This window comes from Curtobacterium sp. 'Ferrero', from assembly GCF_002412165.1.
Lineage (GTDB): Bacteria > Actinomycetota > Actinomycetes > Actinomycetales > Microbacteriaceae > Curtobacterium.
The window spans coordinates 408678-426877 of the sequence record NZ_NXIA01000001.1 but is presented as its reverse complement, the minus strand read 5'-3'; the positions used below and the strand labels follow the sequence as shown (position 1 = coordinate 426877).

17 protein-coding genes are annotated in these 18200 nt (G+C 72.9%); 6 read left to right on the top strand and 11 right to left on the bottom strand.

What is annotated here, in order from left to right; translation table 11 throughout:
• Positions 1-80: 80 nt before the first annotated feature.
• Positions 81-401 (bottom strand): hypothetical protein, encoded by a 321-nt coding sequence (locus tag Csp2054_RS02015; RefSeq protein WP_096897604.1) that lies wholly within the window; start codon positions 399-401, stop codon positions 81-83.
• A gap of 102 nt (positions 402-503) precedes the next feature.
• On the opposite strand from Csp2054_RS02015, the gene Csp2054_RS02010 reads away from it, so the two are divergent.
• Positions 504-1694, top strand: a complete 1191-nt coding sequence (locus tag Csp2054_RS02010) for a PP2C family protein-serine/threonine phosphatase (RefSeq protein ID WP_096897603.1) — start codon at positions 504-506, stop codon at positions 1692-1694.
• An 84-nt stretch (positions 1695-1778) separates the two neighbouring features.
• Here Csp2054_RS02010 and Csp2054_RS02005 read toward each other — a convergent pair whose 3' ends face one another.
• Both Csp2054_RS02005 and purD read right to left on the bottom strand, forming a co-directional pair.
• Positions 1779-2654, bottom strand: coding sequence for a phosphoribosylaminoimidazolesuccinocarboxamide synthase (locus Csp2054_RS02005; RefSeq protein ID WP_096897602.1), 876 nt, complete (start codon positions 2652-2654; stop codon positions 1779-1781).
• Positions 2651-3919, bottom strand: a complete 1269-nt coding sequence (gene purD, locus Csp2054_RS02000) for a phosphoribosylamine--glycine ligase (RefSeq protein ID WP_096897601.1) — start codon at positions 3917-3919, stop codon at positions 2651-2653. Before purD ends, Csp2054_RS02005 begins: the two co-directional genes overlap by 4 nt.
• A gap of 57 nt (positions 3920-3976) precedes the next feature.
• Between purD and Csp2054_RS01995 the strand changes: the two genes are divergently transcribed.
• Positions 3977-4339, top strand: a complete 363-nt coding sequence (locus Csp2054_RS01995; protein WP_096897600.1) for a sterol carrier family protein — start codon at positions 3977-3979, stop codon at positions 4337-4339.
• Here Csp2054_RS01995 and Csp2054_RS01990 read toward each other — a convergent pair.
• Both Csp2054_RS01990 and Csp2054_RS01985 read right to left on the bottom strand, forming a co-directional pair.
• Positions 4278-5120, bottom strand: coding sequence for a DUF4184 family protein (locus tag Csp2054_RS01990; protein WP_176491502.1), 843 nt, complete (start codon positions 5118-5120; stop codon positions 4278-4280). The two genes, Csp2054_RS01995 and Csp2054_RS01990, sit on opposite strands and share 62 nt — an antisense overlap.
• Before the next feature lie 276 nt (positions 5121-5396).
• Positions 5397-7982, bottom strand: a complete 2586-nt coding sequence (locus Csp2054_RS01985; protein WP_141399085.1) for a helix-turn-helix transcriptional regulator — start codon at positions 7980-7982, stop codon at positions 5397-5399.
• Positions 7983-8087: 105 nt separating this feature from the next.
• Here Csp2054_RS01985 and Csp2054_RS01980 point away from each other — a divergent pair, with 105 nt between their 5' ends.
• Positions 8088-8513 (top strand): hypothetical protein, encoded by a 426-nt coding sequence (locus tag Csp2054_RS01980; protein ID WP_096897597.1) that lies wholly within the window; start codon positions 8088-8090, stop codon positions 8511-8513.
• A 78-nt stretch (positions 8514-8591) separates the two neighbouring features.
• Here the strand turns inward: Csp2054_RS01980 and purF are convergent, their stop codons facing one another.
• Entirely contained in the window at positions 8592-10049 is a 1458-nt protein-coding gene (gene purF, locus Csp2054_RS01975) for an amidophosphoribosyltransferase (RefSeq protein ID WP_096897596.1), read from the bottom strand.
• A 70-nt stretch (positions 10050-10119) separates the two neighbouring features.
• Between purF and purM the strand changes: the two genes are divergently transcribed.
• On the top strand, positions 10120-11223 hold the full coding sequence (purM, locus tag Csp2054_RS01970; protein WP_096897595.1) for a phosphoribosylformylglycinamidine cyclo-ligase: 1104 nt from the start codon (positions 10120-10122) through the stop codon (positions 11221-11223).
• Positions 11224-11705: 482 nt separating this feature from the next.
• Here the strand turns inward: purM and Csp2054_RS01965 are convergent, their stop codons facing one another.
• Positions 11706-11927 carry a DUF3073 domain-containing protein gene (locus Csp2054_RS01965; protein ID WP_096897594.1) on the bottom strand — a complete coding sequence of 74 codons (222 nt, stop codon included), beginning with the start codon at positions 11925-11927 and terminating at the stop codon, positions 11706-11708.
• Between the two features lie 161 nt (positions 11928-12088).
• Between Csp2054_RS01965 and Csp2054_RS01960 the strand changes: the two genes are divergently transcribed.
• Positions 12089-13207: an FAD-dependent oxidoreductase gene (locus Csp2054_RS01960; RefSeq protein ID WP_096897656.1), complete on the top strand. Its 1119-nt coding sequence runs from the start codon at positions 12089-12091 to the stop codon at positions 13205-13207.
• Positions 13208-13310: 103 nt separating this feature from the next.
• On the opposite strand, the gene Csp2054_RS01955 is transcribed toward Csp2054_RS01960, so the two are convergent.
• From Csp2054_RS01955 to Csp2054_RS01940, 4 genes are all read right to left on the bottom strand, one after another.
• Positions 13311-13742: a DoxX family protein gene (locus Csp2054_RS01955; protein ID WP_096897593.1), complete on the bottom strand. Its 432-nt coding sequence runs from the start codon at positions 13740-13742 to the stop codon at positions 13311-13313.
• 92 nt (positions 13743-13834) lie between these two features.
• A complete protein-coding gene (locus tag Csp2054_RS01950; RefSeq protein WP_096897592.1) occupies positions 13835-14119 on the bottom strand; it encodes a DUF3072 domain-containing protein in 285 nt (94 codons plus the stop codon).
• Between the two features lie 72 nt (positions 14120-14191).
• The gene (locus Csp2054_RS01945) at positions 14192-14947 is read right to left on the bottom strand and encodes a hypothetical protein (protein ID WP_141399084.1); all 756 of its coding nucleotides are present in this window, start codon (positions 14945-14947) and stop codon (positions 14192-14194) included.
• 50 nt (positions 14948-14997) lie between these two features.
• Positions 14998-17229, bottom strand: coding sequence for an APC family permease (locus tag Csp2054_RS01940; RefSeq protein WP_255252572.1), 2232 nt, complete (start codon positions 17227-17229; stop codon positions 14998-15000).
• A gap of 139 nt (positions 17230-17368) precedes the next feature.
• Here Csp2054_RS01940 and Csp2054_RS01935 point away from each other — a divergent pair, with 139 nt between their 5' ends.
• Positions 17369-18175, top strand: a complete 807-nt coding sequence (locus tag Csp2054_RS01935) for a MerR family transcriptional regulator (protein ID WP_096897654.1) — start codon at positions 17369-17371, stop codon at positions 18173-18175.
• Positions 18176-18200 lie beyond the last annotated feature (25 nt).

Below are 18200 nucleotides of genomic sequence, written 5' to 3'. Positions count from 1 at the left end.
CGGCCGGGCGGCGTGCCGCGGTGCGGGGCCCGGCCGGGCGGCGGTGCGGAGTCGGGCCGCGACCGGGCGGCGTGGCGCGGTCAGCAGCCCGTCGTCGACAGGGTGACCTCGGCGACCGAGGCGTCCGAGACCGTCGCCTCGGCGGGGCACAGGTCGCCAGCACGAACCGTGACGGCACCGAGCGGCACCCCGGCGAACGACGCCGTCCCGCCGGGGAACACCCGCTGGTGCTCGGCGAGCTTGCCGGTCGACGCGTAGACCCGGACCTCGTAGGCGTGGTCCGCCGCGTTCCCGGAGACCGTCACGGCGATCTGGCCCGTCGAGTCGTGTGCGCCGCACCCGGTCAGGGCGAACGTCGCCGCAGCGCCGAGGACGAGGACGGGCAGGGCACGACGGAGCACCGCACCAGGCTACGCCGTGCCGTCGACCGGCCGGTGCCGGGGCCCGCCGCGTCCACCGTTGTGGGGTACGCCCCTCACGGTCCCGAGCACTACCGTGGAGGGATGGACGCCTCACCAGCGCAGACCATCACCACCGGATCAGGACGGCGGGCAACGCTGCTCGCCGCGCTCGACGTGGTCGCCGGCGGCCCGGAGGAGCGGTTCGACCGCATCACCCGGATCGCGCGGGACGCCTTCGGGGTGTCGGGCTCCTTCCTCAACCTCGCCGGTGAGTCGATGCTGACCATCAAGTCGCAGCAGAGCGCCGAGCGGTTCGGGCCCGAGATCCCGCTGCAGGACACCTTCTGCGGCCGGACGCTCGGGAGCCCCGGCCCGGTCATCGTCGAGGACGCCCGAGCGGATGCCCGCTTCGCCGACATGCCGATGGTGGTCGACGACCCGAACGTGCGCTTCTACGCCGGGGTGCCGCTCCGGCTCGGTGACGACGACGTCAAGGTCGGGACACTGTGCCTCGTCGACCAGACACCGCGGACGCTCGCACCGGAGGACCTCGCGCTGCTCGAGGACCTCGGCGTCTGGGCGGAGCGCGAACTCGCCGCGGGCGCCGACGAGGACCGGTTGCGTGCGGTGCTCGCGGGCCTCGAGCCCACCGACGTGGAGCTGCCCGGCTACCGCGTGGCGGGTCTCAGCTTGCCGCACGCCGTCGTCTCCGGGGACCTCCACGACTGGCACCGCGACGGCGACGACCTCGTGCTCACCCTCGCCGACGTGATGGGCAAGGGCATGTCGGCCGGGCTCCTCGCCGCGAACGTCCGCGGTGCGCTGCTCGCCCGGGGCGGTGACCGGCCGGACCGTGCGGTGGCCGCCCTCGAAGCGCAGGTCGGCCCCGAGTTCAACCGAGCCGAGTCCTTCGCGACGCTGTTCCACGGGCGGCTCGTGCCGACCACCGGGCAGGTGGACTTCGTCGACGCGGGGCACGGGCTCGTGCTCCACCTCCGTGCGGACGGCGGCGAGGACGTGCTCCGATCCGTCGACCTGCCGATCGGGCTGCACCCGGCGGGCATCGCCCGGTCGTCGGGCTCGCTCGTGCTCGACCCGGGCGACGTCCTCGTGGTCGTCAGCGATGGGGCGCTCGAGCTGTGGGATTCCACCCTGGCGTCGATGACGCGGCTCGGGGAGCTCTACCGGCAGGCGGACGACGTCGCGGGCTTCCTCGACCGGGTGCGTGCCCGCGCGCAGGAGCACGACCCGGGGGACGACCTCACCGTGGTCGTGGTCGCCCGCGACGCCTGAGCCGTCGCCCGCGACGCCTGAGCCGTCGTCCGGGACGCCTGAGCCGTCGCGGTCGTCCGGGACGCCTCGGTCGTCGTGGCCGGGTCAGGCGCCGAGACGCTCGATGAGCTCGCGGTACCGGGCCGCCGTGCGCGCGACGATCTCGTCCGGCAGCACGGGCGGGGTGCCCTGGCGATCCCAGTGCGCGCTCAGCCAGTCGCGGACGATCTGCTTGTCGAACGAGTCGGTCCGGCTCGTGGCGGTGTCCGTCCGGGCGTCCCAGTAGCGGCTCGAGTCGCTCGTCAGGACCTCGTCCGCGATCCGGACCACGCCGTCGCCGTCGCGCCCGAACTCGAACTTCGTGTCGGCGATGACGACGTCGTGCTCGAGCGCGATCGCCGCGGCCGTGGCGTACACGTGCAACGACAGGTCGCGGAGGGTCTCCGCGTCGGCCCGTCCGACGAGCTCGACCGTCTGCTCGAACGAGATGTTCTCGTCGTGCTCGCCCTGCGGCGCCTTGTACGCGGGCGTGTAGATCGGCTCCGGCAGCCGGTCGCCCTCGGACAGCCCTGCGGGCAACGGCACACCGCAGACGCTGCCGCTTTCGCGGTACTCCGCCCAGCCGCTGCCGACCAGGTAGCCGCGGACGACGCACTCGACCGGGAACATGCGCAGGGGACGGACGTGCATCGAGCGCGCGGCGACCGCCTCGGGGACGGGGGTGCCGCCGTGGCCGTCGTCGAGGAGGTGGTTCGGCACGTCGGCGATCCGGTCGAACCAGAAGCGGGAGAGCCGCGTCAGCAGCTCGCCCTTGCCCGGGATCGGCGGTTCCAAGGCGAAGTCGTAGGCGCTGACCCGGTCCGACGCGACGAGGAGCAGCTCGTCGGCGTCCGCCACGTCGGCGGTGCCCTCCGGCACGTAGAGCTCGCGCACCTTGCCGGAGGAGACGTGCCGCCAGCCGGGCACGGCGGGGGCGCTCACTCGGCGACCTTCGCGGCGATGTCGGTGCGGTACTGCCCGCCCTCGAGCGTGATGTCGTGCAGGCCGGCGTAGGCGCGCTCGCGGGCCTCGGTGAACGACCGGCCGGTGCCCACGACGCTGAGCACCCGGCCACCCGTGGCGACGAGTCCGCCGTCGAGGCTGCCGGTCGCGGCGTGGGCGACGTGGACCCCCTCGCGGCTGTTCGCGGCGTCGATCCCGGTGATCGGTCGACCGGTGTGCGGGTTCTCCGGGTACCCCTCGCTCGCGAGGACCACCGTCACGGCGACCTCGTCACGGAAGACGGGGGCCGGCACGGAGCCGAGACGACCGGTGGCGGCGGCGAGCATGAGCTCGCTGAGCGGCGTCGCCAGGCGCGGGAGGACGACCTGGGTCTCGGGGTCCCCGAACCGGGCGTTGAACTCGATCACCCGCACGCCCTGCTCGGTGACGATGAGACCGCAGTAGAGCAGGCCGACGAAGGGCGTGCCCTCGTGCTCGAGCCGACGGACGGTCGGGAGCGCGACGAGGTCGGCCACCTCGGCCACGAACGCCTGTTCCGACTCCCACCGGTCGGCCAGCCACGGCAGCGGCGAGTAGGCGCCCATGCCGCCCGTGTTCGGCCCGGCGTCGCCGTCGGCGAGGCGCTTGTAGTCCTGGGCGGGGCTGAGCGGCCGGACGTCGTGTCCGTCGCTCAGGAAGAACAGCGAGACCTCCTCGCCGTCGAGGAACTCCTCGACGACGACCGGTCCGTGCTGCAGCCAGTACGTCGCGTGGTCGACCGCCGCCTGACGGTCCTCCGTCACGAGCACGCCCTTGCCGGCGGCGAGCCCGTCGGCCTTCACGACGTAGGGGGCACCGAGCTCGTCGAGCGCGGCGACCGCCTCGTCCACCGTGCCGGCGTACACCGGACGGCCGGTGGGGACACCGGCCTCCGCCATGATGCGCTTCGCGAACGCCTTCGAGCCCTCGAGCTGCGCGGCGGCCTTGCCCGGGCCGAACACCGGGATGCCGCGGGTGCGGACCGGGTCGGCCACACCGGCGATGAGCGGTGCTTCGGGGCCGACGACGACGAGCTCGACGTCGTTCTCGATCGCGTAGTCCGCGACCAGCGCGCCGTTCGTCGGGTCGAGGGAGACCGTCTCGACGTCGGCGGCGATGCCGGCGTTGCCGGGTGCGACCGTGATGACGTGCCCGGCCTGCTCGGCGAGGAGGGCCGTGACGATGGCGTGCTCGCGGGCACCGGAACCGAGGACGAGGATTCGCACGGGGTCAGCCTACCGAGCCGCCGGTCCGCGTTGCGATGGGGTGGCTAGCCTGGGCGGATGGCCCGCAGGACGATCGACGACGAGGACGGACGCGCCGCCCTGCGCGCCGTGCAGCAGGGGACCCCGGGCCGTCCGGAGGTGGCGACCGCCGTCCGGTGGACCCTGCAGCGGCTCGCCGAGGACGTGCCGGGCAACAGCGTCGAGGTGCGGGTCCCGCCGTTCGCGGCGGTGCAGGCGATCCCCGGACCACGGCACACCCGGGGGACGCCGCCGAACGTGGTGGAGACGGACGCCGGGACGTGGCTCGCCCTCGCGACGGGCGAACTCCGCTGGGACGAGGCGGTCGCCGCGTCGCGGGTCAGCGCATCGGGGTCCCGGGCGGACCTGGCGGCGTTCCTCCCGGTCCGGCTTCCGGCCTGACCGGTCCGGCTTCCGGCCTGACCTGCCCGGCTGCCCGCCGGGCGCGGAGCACGAGCAGCGCCACCGCACCCGCCACGAGCGCCACGGCGACGACCGGCGGGATCGTGAACGCCCCGGTCACGAGCACGGCACCCGGACCACCGCCGACGAGCGCGACCCGCCCGCAGCGCACCAGCGTCACCCCGACCACCAGCGCGACGACCGCGCCCAGGACGACCCGCGCCTCCCGTCCGGCGCGGGAGCCGTGCCCGACCCGTTCGCGACGACCCGCCCGACGCCACCACACGGCCAGCGCGGCGAGCAGCGCGAGGAGCCCGAGCGCGCTCGACGCGTCCTGCACGACCGCCCAGGCGGGGTGACCGGCGACGTCGACCCGGAGCAGCGCGACGCGCTGGACCACCCAGCCGTGCGGGTGCGAGAACGCGTCCCACGCGACGTGGGTGACGCTCCCCACCACGCACGCCACCACCGTCCACGCTGCAGTTCCCACGGCGGGGTGCGGTGGTGTCGACCACGCCTCGGGCACCCGGCGCGCGACCGCCGGCAGCGCCGCGGTCCAGGCCGGTCGGACGAGCCACCACCAGGCCGCGACCACGACGAGCGCCACCGCGAGGTCGACGGTCACCACGCCGGCCCACGAGTGGGTGAACGCGTACGGCGGCAGCCACGGGACGAACAGCACGGCGTCGGGCGCCATCGACCCGGCAGCGACCGCGGCGACGGGCAACGCGGTGCGTCGGGCGGCGAACGCGACGACGGCGTGACTCACGGTGAAGGGCACGGCAGCATCGTCACAGCCGAGGACGGTCGATCGCATCGGTCGCGCGACCTAACCGCGACGGATCCCGTCGGCGAATTAGGTAGGTCCTACCGATGTGCACCGTGTGAGCGGCTGCGTATCGTGGAAGTCGCCGGGATTCGGACCCGACCCGAACGGGTCCGAACCCGGCGACAGGGGACACGCTACGCGATGACCGGCCTCCTGTGTCAACCGGGACGGCGAGTCGTGCTGCAACCCGCAACGTCGCGCGCGGTTTGCGGTCAGTCCACCTGGCGTTCAGAGGAGCTCGGCGAGCTCCGTCCGCGCGTGCAGGTCCCACTTCTGGAACACGCGCGACAGGTGCGCGTCGATCGTCCGCACCGACAGCCCGAGGGTCTCCGCGATGCGGCGGTTGCTGAGGCCGTCGGCCGCCAGCCGGGCGACCTCGTACTCGCGGTTCGTCAGCGCCGGCTTGACGTGTCCGGCCGTGACCGCCATGCCGTGCGATGCGAGGACGCCCTGCGCCGCGATCACCCGCGCGCGGTCGCCGGAGCGCACCGCGTCGGCGTAGTGGGCGATCGCCGCGGCGAGCGGCCCGTCCACCCGCTCCGCCGCGACCCGCATCCGGTCGAGCGACGCCGCCCCCTCGCGTCCGGCTTGCAGGTCGAGTGCGTAGTGCAGGGTGAAGCCGTAGAGCACGTGCGTCCACGAGCCGGTCGCCGTGGCGCGCTCGATCACCTCGTCCATGTGCCGGAGGCCCGCCGGGTTGCCGAGCACCGACTCGGTCCACGCGATCGACACCGCGACCTGCTCGCCGACGATCCGCATGGCGCGGAGCGGCGTCGTGCGCGCCCGCTCGAGCGCCGCGGAAGCTTCCTCGAGCCGTCCGGCGTAGGCGTACGCCATCGCCAGGCGCGCCCACGGGTACGCCGCGAAGCCGCCGTGGTCGGCGATGTCGTACCGTTCGCAGGCCGCCGAGAACGCGGTGATCGCGTCGTCCCACCGCCGCTGCCCGATGGCCTGGTTGCCGTCGCCGATGAGCTCGAGGGTGAAGTCGTACTTCAGGTACGGGCTCGACCGTCGCACCGGCACCTCGGTGAGGAGCTCGGCGATGTCGCCCCGCCACACCTGCACCTGGTGGAGCACGGACACGATCTCACCGACGCTCCACGGCGCCGACTCGAGGTGCGCGACCGCGGTGGCCAGGGACCCCTTGGCGAGCGTGACCGCGTCGTCGAGCCGACCGGCCGTCGCCAGCGCCATCACCGCGCACGGCGCGAGGCAGAGGAACCCGAACGGGACGGTCGGCGCGTGCACGATGCCGCTCCGCTCGACCTCGGCGCGGACCTCCGCGAACCGCCCGCCCCACCCGAGGTGGGCCAGGCGCAGCAGGCGCAGTCGCTCGGCCGTCTCGGGGCCGACCAGCCCGATCGCCGTGTCGGTGAGGGCGACCGCGGCGAGGACGTCGTCGTCGTGGAACTGCCGGATGTTCGCCAGTGTCTCGCACGCCTCGACGACCGCGGCGTCGGCGACGGTCTCGGTGCGGGACCGCGCGATGGCCCACGCGGCCTCGGCGTCGGCGCGCCCTGCCTCCCGCCCGGTGGAGTACCCGTGCGCGAGTGAACGGAGGACGTGCGCCGTGATCCGGAGCGTGGCCGGGAGCGGGGTCCGGAGCGCGGCCGAGGTGAGCAGGACCGCGCTCTCGTGCTCCTGCAGCCGCACCGCCACCTCCGCCGCCTCGAGGAGCTCACGCGGGTCCGGGGACACGCCGCACTCGAGCGCCCAGAGCGCGGCACGGAGGCGTGCGGCGGGCGGGGCGTCCTCGTCGTGGGCGGCACGGAACGCGTTGGCCCGGGCGAAGAGCATCGCTCGGCGGGCGACGGGGACGAGGCCGCGCACGACCTCGCCGATGAGCGGGTGGGACGGCCGGACGACGGCCGACCCGTCCTCGGTCGAGGTGATCCGGACGAGTCCGAGGGCGACGACCCGGTCGATGTCGCCGCCGGTCACCAGTCCGAGCAGGCGGGGGAGCGGGATCGGGTCGGCGAGCGCGACGATGTCGACCACGTCGCGCAGGTCTTCCGGAAGCGACCCGAGCTCGGTCCGGTACATGTCGGCGAGGCTGTTCGAGGCCGTGACCCGACCACGCCAGTACCAGCCGGACGCGGTCTGCTCGAGGGCACCGGAGGCGAGCGCAGCCCGGACCACCTCACGGAGGTAGAGCGGGTTGCCGGCGGTCGCCCGGTGCACGCGTTCCGCCGACGCGTTCTCGAGCTGAGCGCCGAGCGCCGCGGTCACGAGCTCGGTGGTCTCGCGCAGGTCGAGCGGGGCGAGGTCGATCCGCTCGAGCAGGTCGTCCTGCCAGAGGGCACGGAGGGGTTCGGGCAGTGCGGTGAAGTCGCGGCAGGTGAGCACGAGCCGCGCGCCCTGGTGTCGGACGAGCCAGGCCACGTACCGGGCGGAGACCTGGTCGAGGTGGTCGGCGTCGTCCACCCGGAGCAGCACGTCGCGGTCCTCGCCGGCGAGTGCGCGGAGTCGGTCGCCCGCGTGCTGCTCGTCGACGAGGTCGGCGAACGTCGCCGGCAGCTCGCCGAAGTGGTCGGACACGACACCGAAGGGCATCGACCGGGCGGCGGCGACCGCGGTGATCGGCACCACGAGCGTCCGGCCGGAGCCGTCCCGTCCGGCGACCCGGTCGGTCACACGCTCGGCCACGGTGCTCTTGCCGAGCCCGGGGGCCCCGACGAGCGCGACGCTCCAGCCGTGCTCGGCGACGACCGCGACGGCACGGTCCTCCTCGCGCCGCTGGGCGATGGGCCACGCGATCCGCGCCGGACGTGCCGAGGACGGTCCGTGGCCACCCCGCGCCGCTCGTTCGCGCATCCGGGTCACCTCCGCACCTCCGCTCCCTGGGTGGGGACCATCCTGCCGCGGATCGGGTGCCACGCACAGTCGGGAGCACGTCCCACAGTGGGGGACAATGGACGGGTGAGCAACACCGACGGACCCGAAGAGCGACCGGCGCCGAACGCCGTCTCCACCTCCGACGAGGTGACGATCCGCCGTGCGCCGAAGTTCGGCGCGTTCATCATCGGCGGCGCGGTGCTCGGCTTCGTGGCGACGCTCGTCGTCGTGTCGGCGACCATGGGCATCGACCGGGGCGACCAGCAGGAGACCGCCTCGTTCGGGCAGCTCGTCGGCTACTTCTCCCTCTACGGCGTGACCATCGGAGCGGCCGTCGGCGCGGTCGTCGCCATCGTGCTCGACCGGGCGCTCGGGCGGCGCTCGGCAGCGCTCACCGCCGAGCGCGTCGAGGTGGAGCCGGCCACCGAGACGGTGGACGGTGAGCTCGAGGAGCCGGGTGCGCGCGGCGCAGGCCCCGGAGACGCACACACCGACGACGCCGGTCGCTGACCCGAACGCGTTCCGGACGGGAGGCCCGTGGCGGCGCCGCCACGGGCCTCCCGTCCGACCGCTGGTCGCGTCCGCGACCTAGCTGAGCTGGTTCGCCTCGACCCAGGACAGGTACTCCGGGCTGACGGTGCCCGTCACGTACTCGCCGGTGAAGCAGCTCATCTCGAGGTCGGTGACGTCCGAACCCTCGATGATCGCGTCGCGCATGTCCGCGATCTCCTGGTAGATGAGGTGGTCGCTGCCGAGCACGCGGTTGATCTCCGGGATCTTCCGGTCGTGCGCGATGAGCTCCGCCCGGGTCGGCATGTTGATGCCGTAGACGTGCGGGAACCGGACAGGCGGGGCGGCGCTCGTGAACGTCACCTCGTTCGCGCCGGCGGCACGGGCCATCTCGACGATCTCGCGGCTCGTCGTCCCGCGCACGATCGAGTCGTCGACGATGAGGATGTTCTTGCCCTTGAACTCGGACGACATCGCGTTGAGCTTCTGCCGGACGGACCGCTTGCGCTCCGCCTGCCCCGGCATGATGAACGTGCGGCCGACGTAGCGGTTCTTGTAGAAGCCCTCGCGGTACTCGATGCCGAGCTTCTGCGCGACCTGCATCGCCGCCGGACGCGACGAGTCGGGGATCGGCATGACGACGTCGATGTTCCCCGTCGGCGCGTACCGCTCGATCGTGTCCGCGAGCCGGTTGCCGAGTCGGAGTCGGGCGTCGTAGACCGAGATGCCGTTCATGATCGAGTCGGGTCGGGCGAGGTACACGTACTCGAACGAGCACGGCACGAGGCGCGGGTCCTTCGCGCACTGGCGGGCGTGCATCTGGCCGTTCATCTCGATGAACACGGCCTCGCCGGGCGCGATGTCGCGGACGATCTCGTAGCCGCCCGACTCGAGGACGAGCGACTCGCTCGCGACGACCCACTCCGGCTGGCCGGCCTCGTCGAACTTGTGGCCGAGGATCAGCGGGCGGATGCCGAACGGGTCGCGGAAGGCGAGCAGCCCGTGACCGGCGATGGTCGCGATCGCGGCGTAGGAGCCCTCGACGCGCTCGTGCACGCGCTCGACCGCGTCGAACACCTGGCCGGGGTCGAGGTCCGCGCCGCGCACCTGGCCCTGGAGCTCGTGCGCCAGGACGTTGACGAGCAGTTCGGTGTCGGAGCTCGTGTTGAGGTGGCGGCGGTCGATGTCGAACAGCTCGCGCGTGAGCTCGCGCGTGTTCGTCAGGTTGCCGTTGTGCACGAGGACGATGCCGTAGGGCGCGTTCACGTAGAACGGCTGCGCCTCCTCCTCGTTGCTCGCGGCGCCCTTCGTGGCGTAACGGACGTGGCCGAGGCCCATGGTGCCGAGCAGGGACCGCATGTCACGCGTGCGGAAGGCCTCCCGCACGTGACCACGCGTCTTGTGCATGTGGTGGATGTGACCCTCGACCGTGGCGATGCCGGTCGAGTCCTGTCCTCGGTGCTGCAGGAGGAGCAGTGCGTCGTAGATGGATTGGTTGGCAGGACTCTGGGCGACGAGCCCGACGATGCCGCACATTCGCGGTGTGCTCCAGACCGTAGAATCGGGGGGACCGAACAAGTCTGCCATGCCCCGCGGAGGACGACGCATGACGAACCCCTACGCCGAGGCCGGCGTCGACACTGCAGCCGGCGACCTCGCGGTCGAACTCATGAAGTCGGCGGTCTCGGCCACGCACAACGCCTCGGTGACGGGCGGTGTCGGCGGGTTCGCAGGGCTCTACGACGTCTCGTTCCTGAAGGACTTCGAACGCCCGCTGCTCGCGACCTCGACCGACGGCGTCGGGACGAAGGTCGCCATCGCGCAGGCGATCGACAAGCACGACACCATCGGGCAGGACCTCGTCGGCATGGTCGTCGACGACATCGTCGTGGTGGGCGCGAAGCCGCTGTTCATGACGGACTACATCGCGTGCGGCCGGGTCGTGCCGAACCGGATCGCGGACATCGTCGCCGGCATCGCCCGCGGCTGTTCGGACACCGGGACCGCCCTGGTCGGCGGCGAGACCGCGGAGCACCCGGGGCTGCTCGGTCCGGACGACTACGACGTGGCGGGCGCCGCGACCGGCGTGGTCGAGGCCGGTGAGCAGCTCGGCGCGCACCTGGTGCAGGACGGTGACGTCGTCGTGGCCATCGCGTCCTCGGGGCTGCACTCGAACGGGTACTCCCTCGTGCGGCACATCCTGTCGACGCGGGGCGTCCAGTACACCGACCAGCTGCCGGAGTTCGGCGCGGGCGTCTCGGTCGGCGAGGCGCTGCTCGAGCCCACCCGGCTCTACACGACCCCGCTGCTGTCCCTGCTCGCCTCGCACCCCGGGGCGGTGCACTCGCTGTCGCACGTCACCGGTGGGGGCATCGCCGCGAACCTCGCCCGCGTGCTGCCGGTCGGCTCGTGGGTCGAGGTCGACCGGTCGACCTGGACGCCGCTGCCGGTGTTCCGGGTGCTCGCCGACATGGCGGGCACCGCGCTCGAGGACACCGAGGGCACGTGGAACCTCGGCATCGGGATGTTCGCCGTGGTCTCGGCCGCGGCTGCGTCGGACGTGATCGCGTCGCTCGGGGCTGCGGGCCTGCCGTCGTGGTCGGTCGGGACGATCTCGACCGCGCCGCGAGCGGACCTCGCCGGGTTCGAGCAGGGCGCGAAGGGCGTCGACGGCGGGGCCGTCCGGCTCGTGGGGGCGTACGCCGGCTGATGCCCGGGGCGCCCGCGCGTCGCCCACGGCCGGGCGCGCGCCGGGTTGGGCCGTCCCGCGCTGCCTGCTCCAGGTTCCGAAACAACGGCATCTCGGGCCCGCGCGACCCGGTCAGTGGAACCTCGGTGCTCGGCCGGCGGCGAGTCGTGGAACCGCGACGAGCGCCAGAGCGCCCGGGCCGGGGACACTGGCGGTTCGGCCGGACACTGCCTGCGGGGATCAGCTCAGCCGATGCGTCCGGCGTGGGTTCCGCGACTCGCCGCACGGCCAACGCCGAGGTTCCATCCACGGGGTGGAGGGCGATCCAGGTGCCGTGATTTTGGAACCGCTGCGTGACGCTCCGGCTCGCCGTGCCCGGCAGCGGTCGCGAGCACGACCGGCAGCGACTCGCGGCCCGCGCGACGTTCCTGAGGATCACCCAGCGTGCACGCCGAAACGCCGCGCACCCCGAGGGTGAGCGGCGCGTCACACGAGGGTGGGACTCAGGCGGACTTGTTCTGGTCCTGTTGGGGCTCGAGCTCGTCCTCGTCGTCGTACTGGTCGTCACCGTACTGGTCTGCCCAGCGGTCGACGTACGACTCTTCGTCGGAGTGCTGTCCGGCGGAGAGTTCTCGCTCGAGCGCACCGTAGTTCGTCTCCGGGCTGAAGTACTTCAGCTCCCGGGCGACCTTGGTGTGCTTCGCCTTCTGACGGCCGCGCCCCATGCGTGACCCCCTCGTGATCGGCTCTGGTCCGATCCTGGCGGCTGCGATCGTGCACCCGGGGAATCGGACGGTTTCGTGGTTTGAAATCTGCCGATCACTCTACCATGTACCCCGATCCGGACATCGCCGCCAGCCGGGCGGACCCGGCAGGATCGGATGTGATGAGCGACGCCACGAACCCCGCCCCGGACCAGGTCGCGCGTGTCGTGGTGATCGGTGCCGGGCAGGCCGGACTCTCCGTCGTCTACCACCTGCGTCGGCTCGGGCTCGAGCCGGGCCGCGACGTCGTGGTGCTCGACCGTGGACCCGATGCCGGCGGTGCCTGGCAGTACCGGTGGGAGGCCCTTCGGCTCGGCGCTGCGCACCGCGTGCACGACCTGCCCGGGATGCACGCGGTGCGCCTGCGGTTCGACGACGCCGACCGGGCCCGGCCGGCACGGGACGTCGTCGCCGAGTACTACCGGCGCTTCGAGCAGCACTACGACCTCCGGGTCCGGCGTCCGGTGACGGTCGCGTCGGTGACCCGGATCGGAGCGGACGAGGGGCTCTGTGTGACGACCCGGACCGCCGACGGCCGTGAGCAGCGCGTCCGTGCCGAGGTCGTCGTGAACGCCTCCGGGACCTGGGGCACGCCGTTCGTCCCGTGGTACCCGGGCCGTGACGTCTTCCGCGGCCGACAGCTCGACACGACGGAGTACCGCAGCGCCGCCGAGTTCGCCGGACAGGACGTCCTCGTGGTCGGCGGTGGCACGAGCGCGATCGGGTTCCTGCTCGAGCTCGACGGGGTCGCCCGGTCCACCCGGTGGTTCACCCGCCGGCCGGTGGTCTGGTCGGGCACCGCCGCGCTCGACGTCGAGTCGGCCGTCGCCGCGGTCGACGAGCAGGATCGTGCGGCGCGCGCCGGCGAGGTCCTGCCGAGCATCGTGAGCGGTACCGGCGTCCCGGTCACCCGCCGGATCCGCGCCGGCATCGACCGCGGGGTCCTCCGGGAGGCGCCGATGTTCACGCGGCTCGACGCCGACGGCGTGGTCACCGCCGACGGCGACCACGTGCACGCGGACGCCGTGATCTGGGCGACCGGGTTCCGCGCCGACCTGCGGCACCTGGCACCGCTGCGGCTCAGGACCGCGCGCGGCGGCGTCGTCGTCGAGGACGGACGCTCCGAGGACGAACCCCGGCTGTTCCTCGCGGGCTACGGCCCGCAGGCGTCGACCATCGGCGCGAACCGGGCCGGTCGACGGATCGCCCGGCAGGTCGTCGACGTGCTCGCCGGCGGCTGACGGACCGGCGGCGTACGCCACGGACGGGAGGCACGGTGCCGGTCGTCCGGCGACCGCACGCCTCGCAGGTGGTCACCTTCGCGCACCCGTCGCCCGGCGTCGCTCAGGCGCCGAGCGGCGCGCGCCGACGACGCCGCGTCCGCTGCACGACTGCGTCGAGCGAGAACCGGCCCGGACCGGTCAGCGTCACCGCGAGTGCTGCGGCCGCGAGCACGAGCACGTACTCGACACCACCGCCCTGCGCGAAGAACCCGGCGGAGACGTGCGCCAGCAGGCCGGCCACGACCATGTCCACGGCGAGGAGCCCGGCAAGGACACGCGTCGCGACCCCGAGCACGAGGAACACCCCGCCGACGAGTTCGAGACCGGCCACCAGCGGCGTGGCGACCTCGGCGAGCGGGACACCCATCCCGGCGAAGCCCCGGGCCACCTGGGGGATCCCCTGCGCGAACTTCTGCGCGCCGTGCGCGACGAAGACCACGCCGAGGACGACGCGGAGGACGGTGAGGCCGATCGAGGTCGTTGTCGTTCGCATGCCGGGACCGTACCCGGTGACGTGTCACCACGGCTGCCCGGAGGAGGGCCTCGGCGGACATCACCAGGTCATCGCCAGGACATGCCCAGCCCTCAGGACGCGCTGTCCGCCCCGCGCCCGGTCTGCTGCTGGAGGCGGTCGATGTGCTCCGAGGCCTCGGCCTTCGTGAGGTCGGCGGGCAGTTCCTCGCCGGCTTCCCGTGCGAGGGTGTCGAGGTAGCTGCGCTGCGGACCGGTCATCGGCTCGTCGCCGGTGACCCACTCCTCCGGGTCCTTGCTCGCGGTCGTCGAGGGGTCGGGTCGGGGTCCACCGAGGGTCTCGCCGGTGTGCTCGCCGTCGGGCGTCTGCTGCTGTTCGGCGCGGTCTGCATCGCTCATGGGGCGGACGCTACGCCGTACCCCCGACGACCACCCCAGCGGTGCGTCCCCCGGACGGTGCGGGCCGCCGCGTCAGGCGGGGGTGGACCGGTACCGGACGAGGTCGGGGCCGACGGCGCGCAGCGCGATCGGCACGACGGCGCCGTCGCGGTGGACCCACATCGTCGCGGCGCGCTCGTCGATCCGGTCCACCTCGTGCAGCGTGCCGTCGAGGAGCACCGACGCGGCGACACGGACGCGACCGGTCGACGCCCGGGGTGGCAGGCCGGGGACGTCGTCGGCGTACGACCGGTGGACGCCGGGGGACAGGTACGGCGAGGCCGGCGTCGTGACGATCTCGAGGCCGTCGTGCACGGCGGCGACCCGGACCAGCCGGACGGCCTGGTCGGTCGGCAACGGCACGTCGACCACCGGGGCGTCGTCGGGACCGGCCAGCGCGCGGAACGCGGGCCGACCGTCGGGGCCGAGCAGGGCCTCCTGGCCGTCGATGCGGACGCGGCCGCGCCCGCGGGAGTCGGCGTACGTGCCGGGGACGATGCCGGAGCGCCGCGCCTCGAGCCGACTGACGACGACGCGGTCGGGTCGGTACCAGTCGCGGAGCGTGGCGGGGTCGACCCAGCCGACGACGGGCTCGCCGCGCGACAGCGGACCGGACTCGTCGGCGGCCCGCTCGTCGAGCGCGCCGAGCGGGTGTTCGCCCCGGACGGCGACGAGGCCCTCGTGGGGACCGCCGGCGGTCGGTTCGTGGTCGAGGACCTCGACGCGCTTCGACACCTTGCCGCCGTGCGCGTCGAACGTCGCGAAGGCGCGGAGGTCTGCAGGGCTCATGGACATGGCCTCACATCGTACGACCGGCCACCCTCACGCGTGCACCGCCGTCACTCGTTCGACGTGGGGGAGCGGACGGTCGGCGGGGACGCGACGAGGGTGCGGACCTCGCCCGTGCAGAGCGCCGGGTCGACGCCCTCGGCGGGACCGGCGGGCCGGGTCGCGCGTCGGGGCTGCTGGGCGTCCCGCGGGACCTGCAGGCTGTTCCGCTCGGTCGAACGGCGGGCGCGGTCCTCGGCGTCGTCGGACCGGAACACCCCGTGCGGGGACCGGCGGAGCTGCGGACGGACGGGTTCGCCGCGGCGCTCCTGCCCGGGGAGCGGCCGGGAGCGGCGGCCGTAGAGGAGCTCCGACGAGTCGAGCAGCCACGGCACGAGGGCGACCGTGACACCGTGCACGAGCAGGAGCTTCTTGCGGATCCGACGGCCACGGTGGTTGTGGAGCAGGTTCTCCCACCAGTGCCCGACCACGAACACCGGCGTGTACACGGTCACGACCTCGGACCCGTGCTCGGCGCGGTGGGCCTTGATGTACTTGATGAGCGGCATCGAGATGTCGCGGTACGGACTCGGCACGATGGTCAGCGGGACCTCGATGCCATGCGCCGCCCACTGCTCGCGCAGCCGGGCGGACTCGGCGTCGTCGATCGCGACGTGCACGGCCTCGAAGCTGGCGTGCTTGGCGGCGATGGCGTAGTCGAGCGCCTTGAGCACCGGCTTCTGCAGCTTGTTGACGAGCACGATCGCGTGGTCGCCGGACGCGCCGAACTCGGTCTCCTCGTCGGCCTCGATCTCGTGCGAGACGTCACGGTAGTAGCGGTTCACGCCGAGCATCAGGACGAACAGCACCGGCATGATCACGAACACGAGCCAGGCGCCGTGCGTGAACTTCGTGATGGTGACGATGACGAGCACCACGAAGGTGAAGCTCGCGCCGATCGTGTTGATGAGCCGCGACCGGATCACCTGCCCGCGGTTCACCGGTTCGGTGGCCGTGCCCGCCCGGTCCTCGCGCAGCAGGCGGGTCCAGTGCACGACCATGCCGGTCTGCCCGAGGGTGAACGAGACGAACACGCCGATGATGTAGAGCTGGATGAGGTTCGTGACGTTCGCCCGGTAGAGCACGAGCAGTGCGGCGGCGACGAGGGCCAGCACGATCACGCCGTTGGAGTAGATGAGCCGGTCGCCGCGGGTCGACAGCGCCTTCGGGGCGTAGGAGTCGCGGGCGAGGATCGAGCCGAGCAGGGGGAAGCCGTTGAACGCGGTGTTCGCGGCGAGGAGCAGGACGGCCGCGGTGGTGGCCTGGACGACGAAGAACAGGACCGAGTCGTTGCCGAAGGTCGCGGCGGCGATCTGTGCGATGAGCGAGCGCTGCGGGGTGGTGGCGCAGTCCGCGAACCCCTGCAGGTCGCACGCGCTCTCGGCGTAGTGCACCCGGGCCACGAGGGCGAGCGTGATGAGCCCGATGAACAGCACGATCGCGATCGACCCCATGTAGACGAGGGTCTTCTGCGCGTTCTTCACCTTCGGGCGCCGGAACGCCTGCACGCCGTTCGCGATCGCCTCGACGCCGGTCAACGCCGAGCAGCCGGACGCGAAGGCCCGGAGCAGCAGGAGGACGAACGCGGCCTGGGTCGTGTGGTCGACGTTCTGCACCGTGTACGCGGCGGACTCGGCCACGGGCGCGTTCCCGACCGCGATCCGGAACAGCCCGGTGACGACCATGAGCAGCACGGAGGCCACGAACAGGTACGTCGGGATGGCGAAGGCCTTGCTCGACTCCCGCACGCCGCGGAGGTTCACCGCGGCGAGGACCACGACGAACAGCAGTGCGAGCTCGACCCGGAAGGGGTTGAGCTCTGGCAGCGCCGAGATGATGTTGTCGACGCCGGACGCGACGGACACGGCGACCGTCATGACGTAGTCGACGAGGAGGGCGCTGGCGACGACGAGGCCGGCCTTCTCGCCCAGGTTGCGGTGCGCGACCTCGTAGTCGCCGCCGCCCGAGGGGTAAGCCTTGATGAGCTGCCGGTAGCTCGCGACGACGACGACCAGCAGCAGGACGACGAGCGCGGCCACCCACGGAGCGAAGGTCAGGAACGCCATCCCGCCGAGCAGCAGGATCATGAGGAGCTCCTGCGGCGCGTAGGCCACGGACGACAGTGGGTCGCTCGCGAAGATCGGCAGCGCCAGGTGCTTCGGGAGGAGCTGCCCCTCGAGTTTCTCGGAGGGGAGGGGATCCCCGATCAATCGCGACTTCAGCGACCGGATCTCGTTCGTCACGACGGGCCAACCTACTCGAAACGGACCGCGAGTCAACACGGGACGCCGTCCACGTATTCCCGCACCGGCGCGATCCTGCGCAACGTCACGGATGACGGGCCTTGCGGTTGACGCCGCGTCAACCTCTAGCGTGGTGGACATGAGGGACTGGACAGACTCGTCGGATGCGGCTGCGAAAGCGCCGCACACGATCGCCGACGTCGCACGCTCCGCCGGGGTGAGCAGTCGCACCCTCCGTCACTACGACGCGGTCGGGCTGCTACCGGCCACGGCGACCGGTGCCGGTGGGCTGCGTCGCTACGACGACCGCGCGCTCGTGCGGCTCCAGCGCATCCTGCTGCTCCGCGGGCTCGGGCTGGGGCTCGCGGAGATCGGACGGGTGCTCGACGGGGAACAGGACGACGTGGCGGCCCTCACAGCGCACGTCGAGTGGCTCGAGGCCGAGCGCGACCGCATCGCGCGGCAGCTCGCGGCAGTGCGCACCACCATCACGAGGATCGGACGAGGAGACGACATGAACGCACAGGACACCTTCGACGGGTTCGACCAGACCCGCTTCCGGCAGGAGGTCGAGGAACGCTGGGGCGCCGACGCATGGCAGCGCGGACAGGACTGGTGGTCGTCGCAGGACGCCGCCGCCAAGACCGCCTTCCAGGACGAACAGCGTGCCGTCGCACGGGACGCCGCGGCGCTCGCCGCCTCCGGTGACGGTCCCGGTTCCGAGGCGGGCACGGCCCTCGCGCGACGACAGCTGGACTGGCTCCGGCACGCGCCGGGCCCGGGGATCGACGCCGACCGCTTCCGCACGCTCGCCGACATGTACGTGCAGGACGAGCGGTTCACGCACGCCTACGAGTGGGCGGGGGCGGGAGCGTCGCGCGCGCTGCGCGACGCGATGCACGCGCTCGCCGACGCGGGTGGCGTCGACCCGACGGCGACCGCGTGACGGACGGGAGGCACGGGGCGGTCGT